This window comes from Actinomadura sp. NBRC 104425 (genome assembly GCF_030269545.1).
GTDB classification, from domain to species: domain Bacteria; phylum Actinomycetota; class Actinomycetes; order Streptosporangiales; family Streptosporangiaceae; genus Spirillospora; species Spirillospora keratinilytica.
The window spans coordinates 1-14,093 of sequence record NZ_BSTN01000003.1 but is presented as its reverse complement, the minus strand read 5'-3'; the positions used below and the strand labels follow the sequence as shown (position 1 = coordinate 14,093).

Below are 14,093 nucleotides of genomic sequence, written 5' to 3'. Positions count from 1 at the left end.
CCGCGAAGGCTGACGCAGAGAAAGTAGGTATGCACGTGAAGTTCCACGGACTCGGCCGGAGGCTGGGCGGGCTGGTCGCCGGTGCCGTGGCGGTCGGCCTGGCGCTGACGGCCTGCGGCGGTGGCGACGCGGAGTCGTCCGGCGCCACCCGCGTCGTCAAGCACGCCATGGGCGAGTCGAAGGTGCCCGACAAGCCCGAGCGCATTGTCGTCCTGGACACCGACAAGCTCGACACCCTCTACAGCCTGGGGCTCACCCCGGTCGGCAGCACGCTGCCGGACCAGGCGGCGGGCATGCCCAAGTACCTCGGCGCCGGGTACGCCAAGGTCAAGGTGGTCGGCACCACCCAGGAGCCGGACATGGAGGCGATCGCCGCGCTGCGGCCCGACCTGATCCTCGGCTCCAAGTTCCGGCAGGAGAAGTTCTACGGCGAGCTGTCCAAGATCGCCCCGACGGTGTTCACCGAGCAGGTCGGCATCACCTGGAAGCAGAACTTCCTGCTGGACGCCGAGGCGGTCGGCAAGAAGGACGAGGGGCGGCAGCGGCTGCAGGCGTACGAGGCACGCGCCAAGGAGCTGGGCCGCAGGCTCGGCGACCCGGCCAAGATCAAGGTCAGCGTTATCCGGTTCATGCCGGACGAGATCCGCCAGTACGGGCCCGACTCCTTCTCCGGGATCGTGCTGCGCGACGTGGGCCTCGGCCGCCCCGAGCCGCAGTTGCTCAAGGACAAGGCCGACAAGCGGTTCGCGCCGCTCAGCCCCGAGCGCATCGCCGAGGCGGACGGCGACATGATCTTCGTCGCGGCCTACGGGGAGAAGGCCGCGCAGGAGCAGGCCAAGGTCACCACCGGGCCGCTGTGGAGCAGGCTCGGCGCGGTCAAGGCCGGACGCGCCGAGGTGGTCGACGACGAGACCTGGATGACCGGCATCGGCGTGACCGCCGCCGGGAAGGTGCTGGACGACCTGCAGAAGTACCTGACGCCGCTTGCGGGCAAGTAGCCGTCCTCAGCGGGTGTCCAGGACGGGCGCCGCCGTCCCCGCGTTGGGGGAGGCGGCGCCCATCGCGTTTTACCAGGGGTCGTGTTCGTCGGGGTAGGGCGGCTGTTGTGTTTCGTCGTCGCGCCGGTGCCTGCCTCGGCTGCCGCCTGGCTCCGGTCGCGGGTAGCCGCCCGTCTGGTGGGGGGAGGTGCGCGGCGCGTACGGGTCGGCCGGGGGTTGCTGCTGCGGCCCGGTGTCGGGGGTGCGCGGGCCATAAGGCTGCGACAGGTACGGGTTCTGCGGAGGCGGGGGCGCGCTGTAGGGGACGGTCGGCCGCGGGGCGGTGTCCGGCGGCCGCGGATGGACGCCCGTCTGGGACCGGCCGGGCGCAACACGGTCCGCCGGGTACGGCGCCACCCCCGGCGGCAGCCCGCCCGCCCTTGCGCCAGGGCCTCCCGCGCTCGGACGGCCTGCGGCGGCCGCGGCTGTGCGGCGGTTCGCCTTCTCGGTGAGCAGCCGCCGCAGCTGGCTCTTGCGCCGCCCGTAGACCAGGTAGATCAGGACGCCGACCGCCATCCAGACCAGGAAGTACGCCCAGGTCTGCACCTTGAGGTTGAGCATCAGCCAGCCGACCGCGCCGATGGCCAGCGTCGCGGTCAGCGGGGCCAGCGGGACGCGGAACGGGCGGTGCAGGTCGGGCCGGTCGCGGCGCAGCGCCAGCACGCCCGCAGGGACGAACAGGAACGCGAACAGCGTCCCGATCACCACCAGCTGCTCCAGCGTCAGCACGTCGATGGTCTGCGACATCACGATCGCCGCGGCGCCGGACACCCACGCGGCCCGGAACGGCACGCCGTAGCGGCGCGTCTCGGCCAGCCCGCGCGGCAGCAGCCCGTCCCGCGACATGGAGAACACCACCCGGGTCAGCGCGATCAGCACCACCAGGATGACGGTGGTCAGGCCGAGCACCGCCCCCACGTCGATGACCTTGCCCATGGCGCCCGCGCCCGCCGCGTCGAACGCGGTGGCGAGCACCGGCCCGGACGGGTCGAGCCGGTCGTAGGAGACCATCCCGACCATGGCGACGGCGACCCCGAGGTACAGCACGACGGCCGTCACCAGGCTGACGATGATGCCGCGCGGGATGCTGCGCGGGGCGTCCCGGGTCTCCTCGGCGGCGGTGGCGATGAGATCGAAACCGATGTAGGCGAAGGCGATGGCGGGCGCGGCGGCCAGCACCCCCCAGATGCCGAACACCCGCGGCGTGCTGCCGGTGGCGGCGCCGAGCACCGCGTCCAGCACGGTCTGGCCGCTGCCGTCGGCGGCGGGCCGGGCGGTCGGCACGAACGGGCTGAGGTTGCCCGGGTCGAAGAACGTCAGCCCGACGCCGATGACCAGGCCGATCACCGCGACCTTGGCCAGCACCATGAACCACAGCGTGCGCAGCCCGAGCCGGCTGCCGGTGGCCAGCACCGCCACCAGCAGCAGCAGGATGCCGAGCGCGAACACGTCGAAGCCCTTGGGCTGGCCGACCAGGTCGGCGAGCCAGGACGGCACCGGGACGGCGAAGTCGCCGAGCGCCTGCGCGGCGAACACCGACCAGGCCCGCGCCACCACCGAGGCGGCCAGCAGCAGCTCCAGCAGCAGCGCCCAGCCGACCACCCAGGCCCATAGCTCGCCGAACGCCACGTAGCTGTAGGAGTAGGCGCTGCCCGCGACCGGCACGACCGACGCCAGCTCGGCGTAGAACAGCGCCGCCAGCAGGCACACCACGCCCGCGATGACGAAGGAGACGATCACGGCCGGTCCGGCCGTGGTGGCGGCCTGCACCCCGGCGATCTTGAAGATGCCCGAGCCGATCATGACGCCCAGGCCCAGCACGATCAGGTCGCGGGTGCGGTAGGCGACGCGCAGCCGGTGCCGGCCGCCGTACAGCTGCCCGGTCGCCTGTTCGACGGGCAGACGCCGGAACATGTTGTTGCGCATGCGGTTGTCCCAGGGTCGTAGTGGTCCCCCCATGGCTGAACCCGCGCCGCTGATCGCGAGCACAAAGCCTGGCGAAGTCACTAAGAGTTCACCAAGTTTGAGGTAAACAGCAATGGTTTCGGGCGTATTGGTGCTGTCTCGTTGCCTTTCGGAGATGAAACGACGTTCGGTAATTACTTCCGGTAAGTCGGGATCTTGAGCTTTGCACCTTATGGCAGCATCCGTGCTGGTGGCGAGGGGTGTCGGATCGGTTGCGATGCGTCCGCCTTGGGCGGGGTATGTTACGGCTGCATGACATGATCGTTGGGGGCGGCCGGGGCTCTGGCGGCCTTCCGTGATCGGTGCGACGGTGGAGCCGAGGTCCCCCCAGGGAGGTCAAGTGTCACCGAGCGCGATGTCCCCGATCCCCGTCCCCCCGGTCCGATCCCGGCGTCGCCCCCGGCGCCCGGGCCGCCTCCGCACGGCGCTCGCCGCGGTCATCGCCGCGACCGTGCCGCTGGCCGTGCCGGGCCCGGCCGCGCTCGCCGCGCCTCCCCTCGCGTCCCCACCCGGCACGACGAGCCCGGTCGCGGCGCCGTCCAAGCAGCCGGTCGCCACCGGCTACGGCGGCGCGGTCTCCACCGTCGACCCCTATGCCAGCCGCGCCGCCATCGAGGTGCTCGAACGCGGCGGCAACGCGGTGGACGCCGCCGTCGCCGCCGCGGCCACCCTCGGCGTCACCGAGCCGTACGTCGCGGCGATCGGCGGTGGCGGCTACCTGACCTACTACGACGCCAAGCGCCGCCGCGTGTACGCGCTGGACGGCCGCGAGACCGCGCCGCAGGCCATGCACGAGCGGTCGTTCGTCGACCCGTCCACCGGCCAGGCCATCCCGTTCGACCAGGCCGTCACCAGCGGGCTGAGCGTCGGCGTGCCCGGCACCGTGGCGCAGTGGGACCTGGCGCTGCGCCGCTTCGGCACCCGCGACCTCGGCACCCTCCTGCGGCCCGCGATCGACGTGGCCGAGCGCGGCTTCGTCGTCGACCAGGAGTTCCACGACCAGACCGCCGTCAACCAGGAGCGGTTCCGCGACATCACGCCCACGCGCGAACTGTTCCTGCCCGGCGGCGAGCCGCCCGCCGTCGGCTCGGTGTTCCGCAACCCCGACCTGGCGCGCACCTACCGCGAACTGGCCAGGCGCGGGCCGGGCTGGCTGTACGGGGGACGGCTCGGCGAGGAGATCGTGCGCACCGTCCGCAAGCCGCCCGTCGAGCCCTCCGCCACCCGCAACGTGCGGCCGGGGCTGATGCGCGAGAGCGACCTGAAGGGCTACCGGTCCACCTGGCGCGAACCCACCCGCGTGTCCTACCGCGGGCTGGACGTGTACGGGATGCCGCCGTCCTCCTCCGGCGGCTCCACCGTCGGCGAGGCCCTCAACATCCTCGGCAACTTCCAGTTCGACGCCAAGGACCCCGTCAAGGCCCTCCACTACTTCCTGGAGGCGTCCAAGCTCGCCTACGCCGACCGCGGCCGGTACGTCGGCGACCCCGACAAGGTCGGCGTGCCGCTCAAGGAACTGCTGTCGAGCGGCTTCGCCCGCGAACGCGCCTGCCTGATCGACCCCGACCGGGCCGCCGCCGCGCCCGTCGCCCCCGGCTCCCCGGACGGCGACTACGCACCCTGCCTCCCACCCGGCCGCGCCACCCGCGCCCTCGCCTACGAGGGGCCGCAGACCACCCACCTGGCCGTCGCCGACAAGTGGGGCAACGTCGTCTCCTACACCATCACCATCGAGCAGTTCGGCGGCAGCGCGCTGACCGTACCCGGCCGCGGCTTCCTGCTCAACAACGAGCTGACCGACTTCACCCTGCAGCCGCCCGCGCAGGGCGCGCCGGCCGACCCGAACCTGCCCGGCCCGGGCAAGCGCCCGCGCAGCAGCATGGCGCCGACGATCGTGCTCAGCGACGGCCGTCCGATGCTGGCCGTCGGCACGCCCGGCGGGTCCACCATCATCACCACCGTTCTGCAGATCCTGCTCAACCGGATCGACCTGGGCATGGGCCTGCCCGCCGCCCTGGCCGCGCCGCGCGCCACCCAGCGCAACACCCCGCAGGTGTTCGCCGAGCAGGCGTTCATCGACCGGTACGGCACGGCGCTGGCCGCGCGCGGGCACCGGCTGGAGCTGTTCGCCGGCCCGCCCGCCGGGACGATCGGCGCCGCCGCCGGGCTGGAGGTGCTGCGTCCCGGCCTGGTGCAGGCCGTCGCCGAACCGGTGCGCCGGGGCGGCGGCAGCGCCATGGTCGTCCGCCCGGCCCGCTAGGCTCCGGCCGGGCCCCTGTCCGGCGCCCGGCCGGGCGCCGGAGACTACGCTCGACGGCTGGGGGAAGGAGTGGTCCATGGCCCAGGCGTACGTTCAGGTGACGACGACCACCGACTCGCGTCAGGAGGCCGCCGACCTGGCCAAGTCCGCGGTCTCCGAACGCCTGGCCGCGTGCGCGCAGCTCGTCGGCCCCATCGCCAGCACCTACTGGTGGGAGGGCGAGATCGAGACGGCCGAGGAGTGGATGGTGGTCTTCAAGACCACCGATGAGCGCTTCGACGAGCTGGCCACCCTCATCACCGAGGTGCACTCCTACGACACCCCGGAGATCATCGCCACCCCCGTGGTCGCGGGCAGCATGGACTACCTGGCCTGGGTGACCGAGCAGACCGAGCCGCCCGAACCCGCCGAGGACGAGGACGAGGCGGAGATCGAGCCCGTCACCGACTGACCCCGCACCTGACCCCGCACCCGTGTGCCACAGTACAAACCAGGGTAAATAAGTCTTCGGTTACTCCGGAGGGGTGCTGTGGACGACGTGGACTACGGTCTGTTCGGACCCGGCTCGGTGACCTGGCGGGTCATGGGCGAGCCGGTGCTGTTCGTCGGAGGGATCCGGGCCCTGCTGCTGCAGGCGCTGCACCCGCGGTCGATGTGGGGCACCGCGCAGAACTCCGAGCTGATGGACCCGCGGGCCGCCTGGGCGCGGCTCGGCCGCACCGTGGAGTTCGTGCGGATCCGCACCTACGGCACCACCGAGGAGGTCGAACGGGTCGGCCGCCGCGTCCGCCGGCTGCACGCCAAGCTCACCGGCGTGGACATACGCACCGGCGAGGTGTTCCGCGTCGACGACCCGGAGAACCTGCTGTGGGTGCACATGGGCGAGGTCGACTCCTACCTCGACGTGGCGCGCCGCGCGGGCGTGCCGCTGAGCCGCGAGGACGCCGACCGGTTCGTCGACGAGCAGCGCCGCGCCGCCGCCGTCGTCGGCCTGGACCCCGCCGACGTGCCCGCCTCCGTCGCGGAGATGAAGGACTACTACGCGGCGATGCGCCCGCACATCTTCGCCTGCAAGGAGGCCCGCCAGGGGCTGGTGCGCATGTTCAACCCGGCCGTGCCCCGCCGGCTCCTGCCGCTCAAGCTGGCCGCGCCCGCCCTGGCGACGCTGGTCGTCGCCACGCTGCCGCGCTGGGCCCGCCGCATGTACGGGCTGCCGGGTCTGCCCACCTCCGACCTGGCCGCCACGATGACGCTCAAGGGGCTGTACCGCACCACGCACGTCGTCCCCGAGCAGTGGCGCTACTCGCCGGACGCCCAGCGCGCGCTGCGGCTGACGCGCGAGTACGAGTCCGCCCAGGACGGCTGGGCCATCGCCTCCTGAGCCCGGACGTCCCCGCGCCCGGGCTCGGGGCCGCGTGCTCGCCGCGGGTCAGCCGCGGCGCATGAGGCGGCCCACCGCGGCCATCAGCTCGGTGGACATCTCGTCGCCCTTGCCCTCCTGGGCGCCCTCGGCCACGCAGTGCCGCACGTGGCCGTCGAGCAGGCCGAGCGCCACCTTGTCCAGGGCCGCCTGGATGGCGCTGATCTGGGTGAGCACGTCGATGCAGTAGCGGTCTTCCTCGACCATGCGCTCGATGCCGCGCACCTGGCCCTCGATGCGGCGCAGGCGGGTCTGCAGCTGGTCCTTGGTGGCGCTGTAGCCGCGCGTGGGGGTCTGGCTGGTGGCCATGGTCGTCCTCGCAATCGACGGGGGCTCGGTCCTCGGGTCCCCTCCGTGGGGCCAACCCCCACGGGGTATGCTATACCCCGGGCCCAAAAGATCGGTCCCGCCCGAATCGGGGCGAGATGTTCCAGGCCGTGATCACCGGCCGTCCGTGCTCGCGGCCCAGCCTGGACAGGGCGGCGGTGCCCAGCGCGAACAGCCGTCCGGCGGCCGGTTCCAGCCCGAGCCAGCGCGCCGTGAGTACCCGCAGGACGTGGCCGTGCGCCACCAGCACCACGTCCCCGCCGCCGTCGCCGTCGAGAAGGGGACGCACCCGCTCGAGGACCGCGTCCACCCGCGTCCCGACCTGCTCGACCGTCTCCCCGGGATGCTCGGCGTCGCCGGGGACGACGCCGTCGTCCCACAGGTACCAGCCCGGACGCCCGCGCCGGATCTGCGCGGTTGTGAGCCCCTCGTAGCCGCCGTAGTCCCACTCCCACAGGCCCGGCTCGACGTCGTCGACGGCGAGCCCCGCCAGCTGCGCCGTGCGCAGTGCGCGCCGGGCCGGGCTGGCCAGCACCTTCGCGACGTGCAGCGACCGCACCAGCGGCGCCACCGAGCGCGCCTGCCGCTCACCGCGTCCGGTCAGCGGCAGGTCGGTGCGCCCGGTGTGCCGCCGGTCGCGGCTCCACTCCGTCTCGCCGTGCCGCAGCAGGATCAGCTCGCCCATGAGCGCCATCATCGCCGGTGCGGCGGTGGCGCCCCTGCGGCGGGGCCGGGGACCGGCTCGAGGCGGCGGCTCAGGACGGCGGCTCAGGACAGGACGGACTCCAGCGGCACGTGCTCCAGGCCGTGGGCCTCGGCGACGGGCCCGTACACCAGCGAGCCGTCGTGCACGTTGAGACCGAGGGCCAGGGCCGGGTCGTCGCGCAGCGCGGCCCGCCAGCCCTTGTCGGCGATGGCGACCGCGTACGGCAGCGTGACATTGGTGAGGGCGTAGGTGGACGTGTTGGGCACCGCCCCGGGCATGTTGGCCACGCAGTAGAACACCGACTCGTGCACCGTGTACGTGGGGTCGGCGTGCGTGGTGGGACGCGAGTCCTCGAAGCAACCGCCCTGGTCGATGGCGATGTCCACCAGCACCGAACCCGGCTTCATCGCCGCCACCAGGTCGTTGGAGATCAGCGTGGGCGCCTTGGCGCCGGGGATGAGCACCGCGCCGATCACCAGGTCGGCGGCGCGCGCCTCCCGCTCGACGGCGTAGGCGCTGGACATCAGGGTGCGGATGCGGCCCTGGTAGATCGCGTCGATGTGGCGCAGCCGGTCCAGGTTGAGGTCCAGCACGGTGACATCGGCGCCCATGCCGACCGCGATCTGCGCGGCGTTCAGCCCGGACACGCCGCCGCCGATCACCAGCACCTTGGCCGGGGCCACGCCCGGCACACCGCCGGGCAGCACGCCGCGGCCGCCGTTGAAGCGCATCAGGTTGTACGCGCCGACCTGCGCCGCCAGCCGCCCGGCCACCTCCGACATCGGGGCCAGCAGCGGCAGCGACCGGTCGGGCAGCTGGACGGTCTCATAGGCGATCGCGGTGGCACCGGCCGAAAGCAGCGCGTCGGTGCACGCGCGGGACGCGGCCAGATGCAGGTAGGTGAACAGCGTCTGGCCGCGGCGGATGCGGTGGTACTCCTCGGCGACGGGCTCCTTGACCTTGAGCACCAGCTCGGCCTCGCCCCACACCTCGTCCGGCCCGTCGAGGATCTTGGCGCCGGCGCCGGTGTACTCCTCGTCCGGGATGGCCGACCCCAGGCCGGCGCCGCGCTCGACGAACACCTCGTGACCGTGGCGGGTCAGTTCGTCGACCCCCGCCGGAGTGATCGCCACCCGGTATTCGTGGTTCTTGACTTCGCGTGGAACGCCGACCTTCACAGTGCCCTCCGTCATCGTCGACCTGGGATACGGCACAAGGGTGCGTGCTGGCCGCACCGCCCTGCCATGGTCACTGTGTACGAGTATCCCCGTAGTTGCTAACAACATGTAAACGGCTTGTTAGGAGTCTGCGCCCGACCGGAACGATCCGCCTCATTGGTCGCAAAAACCACGGCAGTGCAGGTCGGTGCGCGGTTATCTGCGATCTTCCGAGAGGCGGAGCCGGGGCGGACGCCGGGATTCCGACACGGTCGCGGGACACCTGTCAAACAGTCGGTCAGGGCGGCGGAGCGGCGGGGAGGTCAGGCGCGGCCCAGGCGGCGCACCGGGAGCCATTCGTCGGCGATCGCGACGGTGAGCTGTTCCAGCAGCGGGCCGGCCTGCCGGACGCGGCGGTCGGCGTCCGGCTCGATGTCGGCCAGGGCGTACACGGCCTGGATGCGGGCGCGGCGCAGCTGCTCGCCGGTCAGCCCGCGCCGGTCGGCCACCGCCACCACCGGGACGCGGGCGCGGGCGGCGGCGCGGGCCACGCCGACGGTGCTGCGGCCGCGCAGCGTCCGCACGTCCAGCGAGCCCTCCCCGGTGACGACCAGCCGCGCGCCCCGCGCCCGCTCGGCGAAGCCGAGCAGGTCGAGCATGAGCGTGGCGCCGTCCTCCACCCGGGCGCCCAGGAACGCCAGCGCGGCGAACCCGACGCCGCCCGCGGCGCCCGCGCCCGGCCGGTCCCGCACCGCCGAGCGCGACGCCGCCTCGGCCAGGTCGGCCCAGCGCCGCAGGCCCGCGTCCAGCACGCGGAGCTCCTCGCGCCCGACGCCCGCGTGCCGGGCCGCGAGCGCGGCGGCGCCGTTGCGGCCCAGCAGCGGCCCCGCCGGGGCGCCCGCCAGGATCACCTCCACGCCCGACAGGTCGGGCATGCCGCGCAGGTCGAGGGCGTGCAGGGAGCGCAGCGCGGCGCCGCCCGGCGGCAGGTCCTTGCCGAGGGCGTCCAGCAGCCGCCCGCCGAGGCCCTGCACCAGCCCGGCGCCGCCGTCGGCGCACGCGCCGCCGTCGACCCCCAGCACGACGCGCCGGGCGCCCAGCCGCACCGCGTGCGCGACGAGCTGGCCGGTGCCCAGGCTGGTGGCGGTGAGCGGCTGCGGCCTGCCGCCGGGCAGCCGCCGCACCCCCGACGCCTCGGCCAGCTCCACCACGGCGGTGCCGCCGTTGAGCGCCATGCACGCGTTCACCGGGCGTCCCGTCGGCCCGCAGACCTCCAGCTCCACCCGCCGCCAGCCGGACGCGACGGCGGCCGCGGCGGTGCCGTCGCCGCCGTCGGCCACCGGCAGCTCCACCACGGGCACGTCGGGGCGGGCGCGGCGCAGCCCGACGGCCAGGTGGCGGGCCACCTCGGGCGCCGACAGGCAGCCGGCGAAGCGGTCGGGGGCGAGCAGGACATGGCCCGGCGGGGAGGGGTCGGAGGGGGTGTCCGGGGAGACCACAGCCACGCCTTTCACGCCGGGGTTCGGTGGAGCCCTACCTAGTGCTTACGCCATGGGCCACTATTTGACACCCAGAACCTGCTCCACGACGTGCAAACCGAAATAGACGAGGAAGACGATCGACATGGCGGGCAGCAGCCAGCCCGCCTCCCGCCACCGGCCGCGCGCGAGCTTGACCACCGTGTAGGCGACGATCCCGGCGCCGACGCCGTTGGTGATGGAGTAGGTGAAAGGCATGAACACGATGGTGAGGAACGCCGGGATCGCCACGTCCAGGTCGTTCCAGTCCAGCTTGGCGACCTGCGTCATCATCAGCGCCCCGACCAGCACCAGGGCGGGCGCGGCGGCCTGGGACGGCACGGTGGCCGCCAGCGGCGTCAAAAACAGCGTCACCGCGAACAGCGCCCCGGTCGCCAGGTTGGCCAGCCCGGTGCGGGCGCCCTCGCCGACGCCCGCCGCCGACTCCACGTAGACGGTGTTGGCCGACGAGCTGGTCAGGCCGCCGAGCGCCGCCGACAGACCGTCCACCGACAGGATGCGGCCCAGGCGCGGGACCTCGCCGCGCTCGGTGACCAGCCCGGCCTCGTCGCTGATGCCGAGAATGGTGCCCATCGCGTCGAAGAACCCCGACAGCACCAGCGTGAACAGCACGACCAGCGCGGTGACGAACCCGGCGCGGCCGAACCCGCCGAACAGGTCGATCCGCCCCAGCAGCGAGAAGTCGGGCGCGGCGAACAGGCGGTCGGGCATCTGCGGCACGACCAGGCCCCACGCGTCCTTCGGTACGGTGGCGACCGCCTCGATCACGACGGCCAGCACGGTCGCCGCGATGATGCCGATGAGGATGGCGCCGGGCACCTGCCGCACATACAGCACGATCATCACCAGCAGCGCGAACGCGAACACCACCGCGGGCCAGGCGGTCAGCCGCCCGCCGTCGCCCAGCGCCAGCGGCGGGCTGCCGGCCTGCGAGCTGACGAACTCGGCGTCCACCAGCCCGACCAGCGCGATGAACGCGCCGATGCCGACCGCGATGGCGTGCTTGAGCGCCAGCGGGATCGCGTTCATGATCATCTCCCGCACGCCGGTGACGGCCAGCAGGATGATGATCACGCCTTCCAGCACCACCAGGCCCATGGCCTGCGGCCAGGTCATCACCGGCGCGGCCTGGTAGGCCACGACCGCGTTGATGCCGAGGCCCGCGGCCAGCGCCAGCGGCGTGTTGCCGACCAGCCCCATGACCACCGTGGCGATCGCCGCGGACAGCGCGGTCATGGTGGTCAGCTGCGGAATCGACAGGGCGGCGCCGGTGACGTCCTTCGCCCCGCCCAGGATCAGCGGGTTCAGCACGATGATGTAGGCCATCGCGAAGAATGTGGTCACGCCGCCGCGCAGCTCCCGCGGCACGCTGGTCCCGCGCGCCGACAGCTCGAAGAACCGGTCGAGGGCGCCGCGGGGGGCCGGCGGGGTGCCGGACGGCCCGGAGGCGTCGGCGGACGGCCTTTCGGGACCGCCCTTGTTGAGGTGCGACATCTTGCGCGCGCTTTCGAATGCAGGGGAACGGACGATGGGAAGGTGCGAGTCCCCCTGGGGGCGCTCGGAGGACCGCGGGGCACAGGTTAACCGTTCGGTACCGCACCGGTACCGCCCGGCGGGCCCGCGGTTCGTCTCACCGCGCCGGCCGGCCCGCCGGACCGGTCAGCTGCCCCGGTAGGTGCTGTAGCCGTACGGGCTGAGCAGCAGCGGGACGTGGTGGTGCTGCCCGGCGTCGGCGATCGTGAAGATCACGCAGACCTCGGGGTAGAAGCAGGTCTCGCCCCGTCCGGCGAAGTACGGGCCGGTGCCGAAGCGCAGCCGGTACGTGCCGTCCGCCGAACCGGCGTCCGGCGGGGCGGCCCAGCGTCCGTCGCCGTCGGTCTCCGCCTCGGCCAGCGGCCGCCAGGTGTCGCCCTCGTAGCGGTCGAGCCGGACGGGGACCCCGGCCGCGGGACGCCCTCGCGCGGTGTCGAGGACATGCGTGCTCACAGTCATGCCCTCATGTAATACAAGACCCGGTGCGCGGGCGGTGCCCGGCGGCCTCACGGCGGCGGCCCTACAACAGGCCCTTCAACATACGCCGCAAGATACGCCGCAATGAGCGGCAGCGCTGCACGGGCCACGCACTATACCCTGCCCTGGTGCGGGGTCTTCGGGTGACCTTCCGCGGCCGGGAGTCATGAGGCGGTGGTGTTGCGATGGATCGGGAGACACTGGGGCAGCGCATCCGGGCGCTGCGCATCCGGCAGGGCATCAGCCAGGCCCAGCTGGCGTTCCCGGAGCTGTCCGACAGCTACATCTCGCTGATCGAGAGCGACAAGCGGGTCCCCGCGCCCAGCGTCATCGACCTGCTGGCCACCAAGCTGAACTGCTCGCCGACCTATCTGGTCAGCGGCGTCAGCGAGGACGTGGTGGACGAGCTGCGCGTCACCCTCGACTACGCCGAGATCGCGCTGCAGAACGGCGCACCCGCCGAGGCCCGCGCCCGTTTCGCCGAGGTGCTGGCCAACGCCGACGCCGTGGCGCTGCCCGACATGCTGCACCAGGCGCGGTGGGGGCACGCGCTGGCCCTGGAGGCGTCCGGCGACCTGGAGGAGGCCATCGCCGGGCTGCGCGAGCTGACCGAGGAGGCCAACCCCGAGGCCGACCTGGACCACTGGGCCCGCGTGCACGTGGCCCTCAGCCGCTGCCTGCGCGAACGCGGCGACATCAGCGCGAGCGTGCAGGTCGCCGAGGACGCGCTGCGCCGCCTGGCCGCCGGCGGCCACGACGGCACCGACGCGGCGGTGCACCTGGGCGCGACGCTGCTGGCGGCCTTCATCCAGCGCGGCGACCTGGTGCGGGCCCGCCAGCTGGCCGCCCAGATCGTCGAGCGCGCCGAGCGCATCGGCAACCCGCGCGTGCGCATGGAGGCCTGCTGGGAGGCCGCCCACGTCGCCGAGGTGCGCGGCGACTACGAGGAGGGCGTGACGCTGGCCGAGCGGGCGATGCTGCTGGCGGGCGAGGACGAGGACCCGCGCAGCCACAACCGGCTGCGCGTGGCGTACGCCGGCCTGCTGCTGCGCGCCCGCCCGGAGCGGGCGGAGGAGGCCCGCGAGCTGCTCGGCCGGGTCCGCGCGGAGATCAACACCAGCGCCGACGGGGAGATCGACGTGGCGTGGTGCCTGACCGAGCTGGCCCGCGCCGAAACCGCCCTGGGCCGCCCCGCCGAGGCGGTCGCGCTGGCCGAGGAGGCCCTGGAACTGCTCGGGGACGCCCCGCGCCGGGCCACCGCGGGGGCGCTCACCGTGCTCGGCGAGGCCCTGGTGCGGACGGGCCGCCGCGACCGCGCCGTCGAGGTGCTCACCAGCGCGGCCACCCACCTGGAGGAGATGGAGTCGTCCCGGGTCGCCGCCCAGACCTGGTTCGACCTGGCCGAGCTGCTCGCCGAGACGGGCGCCGCCGAGGAGTCGCGCCTGGCCGCCTACCGGCGGGCGCTCGCCTGCGCCGGCGTCTAGCCCCCCGCGCGGCGAGCCGCGCCGAGCCGCGGCGAACACGACGGAACCGCGCGCTCGTTGACCGCGTCCGTGTGTGTTGTCGCGGTCCATCCAGTGGGGGGAGTGCCCGGAGGATGTTCGGTGTGGTGCGTCCGTGCAGGCATGTGCTGTGCGGGGGGCTGTTTGAGGACTGGTTGGCGCATCTGTGCG

At 73.4% G+C, this 14,093-nt stretch carries 12 protein-coding genes; 5 read left to right on the top strand and 7 right to left on the bottom strand.

The features are described from left to right. Nucleotides 1-35: 35 nt before the first annotated feature. Nucleotides 36-998, top strand: a complete 963-nt coding sequence (locus QSK22_RS05870; protein ID WP_285492946.1) for an ABC transporter substrate-binding protein — start codon at nucleotides 36-38, stop codon at nucleotides 996-998. Between the two features lie 69 nt (nucleotides 999-1,067). On the opposite strand, the gene QSK22_RS05865 is transcribed toward QSK22_RS05870, so the two are convergent. Next, complete coding sequence (locus QSK22_RS05865; RefSeq protein WP_285492945.1) at nucleotides 1,068-2,963, bottom strand: APC family permease; 1,896 nt, start codon at nucleotides 2,961-2,963, stop codon at nucleotides 1,068-1,070. A 379-nt stretch (nucleotides 2,964-3,342) separates the two neighbouring features. Between QSK22_RS05865 and ggt the strand changes: the two genes are divergently transcribed. From ggt to QSK22_RS05850, 3 genes are all read left to right on the top strand, one after another. Next, nucleotides 3,343-5,262 (top strand): gamma-glutamyltransferase, encoded by a 1,920-nt coding sequence (gene ggt / locus QSK22_RS05860; protein WP_285492944.1) that lies wholly within the window; start codon nucleotides 3,343-3,345, stop codon nucleotides 5,260-5,262. A 76-nt stretch (nucleotides 5,263-5,338) separates the two neighbouring features. Continuing rightward, complete coding sequence (cutA, locus tag QSK22_RS05855; protein ID WP_285492943.1) at nucleotides 5,339-5,713, top strand: divalent-cation tolerance protein CutA; 375 nt, start codon at nucleotides 5,339-5,341, stop codon at nucleotides 5,711-5,713. 78 nt (nucleotides 5,714-5,791) lie between these two features. Further along, entirely contained in the window at nucleotides 5,792-6,643 is an 852-nt protein-coding gene (locus QSK22_RS05850; protein ID WP_285492942.1) for an oxygenase MpaB family protein, read from the top strand. A gap of 48 nt (nucleotides 6,644-6,691) precedes the next feature. Here the strand turns inward: QSK22_RS05850 and QSK22_RS05845 are convergent, their stop codons facing one another. From QSK22_RS05845 to uraH, 6 genes are all read right to left on the bottom strand, one after another. Beyond that, nucleotides 6,692-6,991, bottom strand: coding sequence for a metal-sensitive transcriptional regulator (locus tag QSK22_RS05845; RefSeq protein WP_285492941.1), 300 nt, complete (start codon nucleotides 6,989-6,991; stop codon nucleotides 6,692-6,694). A gap of 70 nt (nucleotides 6,992-7,061) precedes the next feature. Then, nucleotides 7,062-7,694, bottom strand: a complete 633-nt coding sequence (locus QSK22_RS05840) for a histidine phosphatase family protein (protein ID WP_285492940.1) — start codon at nucleotides 7,692-7,694, stop codon at nucleotides 7,062-7,064. An 83-nt stretch (nucleotides 7,695-7,777) separates the two neighbouring features. Next, nucleotides 7,778-8,893 (bottom strand): alanine dehydrogenase, encoded by a 1,116-nt coding sequence (gene ald, locus QSK22_RS05835; protein ID WP_285493312.1) that lies wholly within the window; start codon nucleotides 8,891-8,893, stop codon nucleotides 7,778-7,780. A gap of 302 nt (nucleotides 8,894-9,195) precedes the next feature. Beyond that, nucleotides 9,196-10,371, bottom strand: coding sequence for a glycerate kinase (locus QSK22_RS05830; protein ID WP_285492939.1), 1,176 nt, complete (start codon nucleotides 10,369-10,371; stop codon nucleotides 9,196-9,198). 60 nt (nucleotides 10,372-10,431) lie between these two features. Then, on the bottom strand, nucleotides 10,432-11,904 hold the full coding sequence (locus QSK22_RS05825) for an NCS2 family permease (protein WP_285492938.1): 1,473 nt from the start codon (nucleotides 11,902-11,904) through the stop codon (nucleotides 10,432-10,434). Between the two features lie 165 nt (nucleotides 11,905-12,069). Then, nucleotides 12,070-12,402, bottom strand: coding sequence for a hydroxyisourate hydrolase (uraH, locus tag QSK22_RS05820; RefSeq protein WP_285492937.1), 333 nt, complete (start codon nucleotides 12,400-12,402; stop codon nucleotides 12,070-12,072). 203 nt (nucleotides 12,403-12,605) lie between these two features. Here uraH and QSK22_RS05815 point away from each other — a divergent pair, with 203 nt between their 5' ends. Continuing rightward, complete coding sequence (locus QSK22_RS05815) at nucleotides 12,606-13,904, top strand: helix-turn-helix domain-containing protein (protein ID WP_285492936.1); 1,299 nt, start codon at nucleotides 12,606-12,608, stop codon at nucleotides 13,902-13,904. The last annotated feature ends 189 nt before the right edge of the window (nucleotides 13,905-14,093 follow it).

Coding starts and splice junctions, on each gene's coding strand:
- QSK22_RS05865 (WP_285492945.1), bottom strand. CDS start 2,963: ATGCGCAACAACATGTTCCGGCGTCTGCCCGTCGAACAGGCGACCGGG.
- cutA (WP_285492943.1), top strand. CDS start 5,339: ATGGCCCAGGCGTACGTTCAGGTGACGACGACCACCGACTCGCGTCAG.
- QSK22_RS05845 (WP_285492941.1), bottom strand. CDS start 6,991: ATGGCCACCAGCCAGACCCCCACGCGCGGCTACAGCGCCACCAAGGAC.
- QSK22_RS05840 (WP_285492940.1), bottom strand. CDS start 7,694: ATGGGCGAGCTGATCCTGCTGCGGCACGGCGAGACGGAGTGGAGCCGC.
- QSK22_RS05825 (WP_285492938.1), bottom strand. CDS start 11,904: ATGTCGCACCTCAACAAGGGCGGTCCCGAAAGGCCGTCCGCCGACGCC.
- uraH (WP_285492937.1), bottom strand. CDS start 12,402: ATGACTGTGAGCACGCATGTCCTCGACACCGCGCGAGGGCGTCCCGCG.
- QSK22_RS05815 (WP_285492936.1), top strand. CDS start 12,606: ATGGATCGGGAGACACTGGGGCAGCGCATCCGGGCGCTGCGCATCCGG.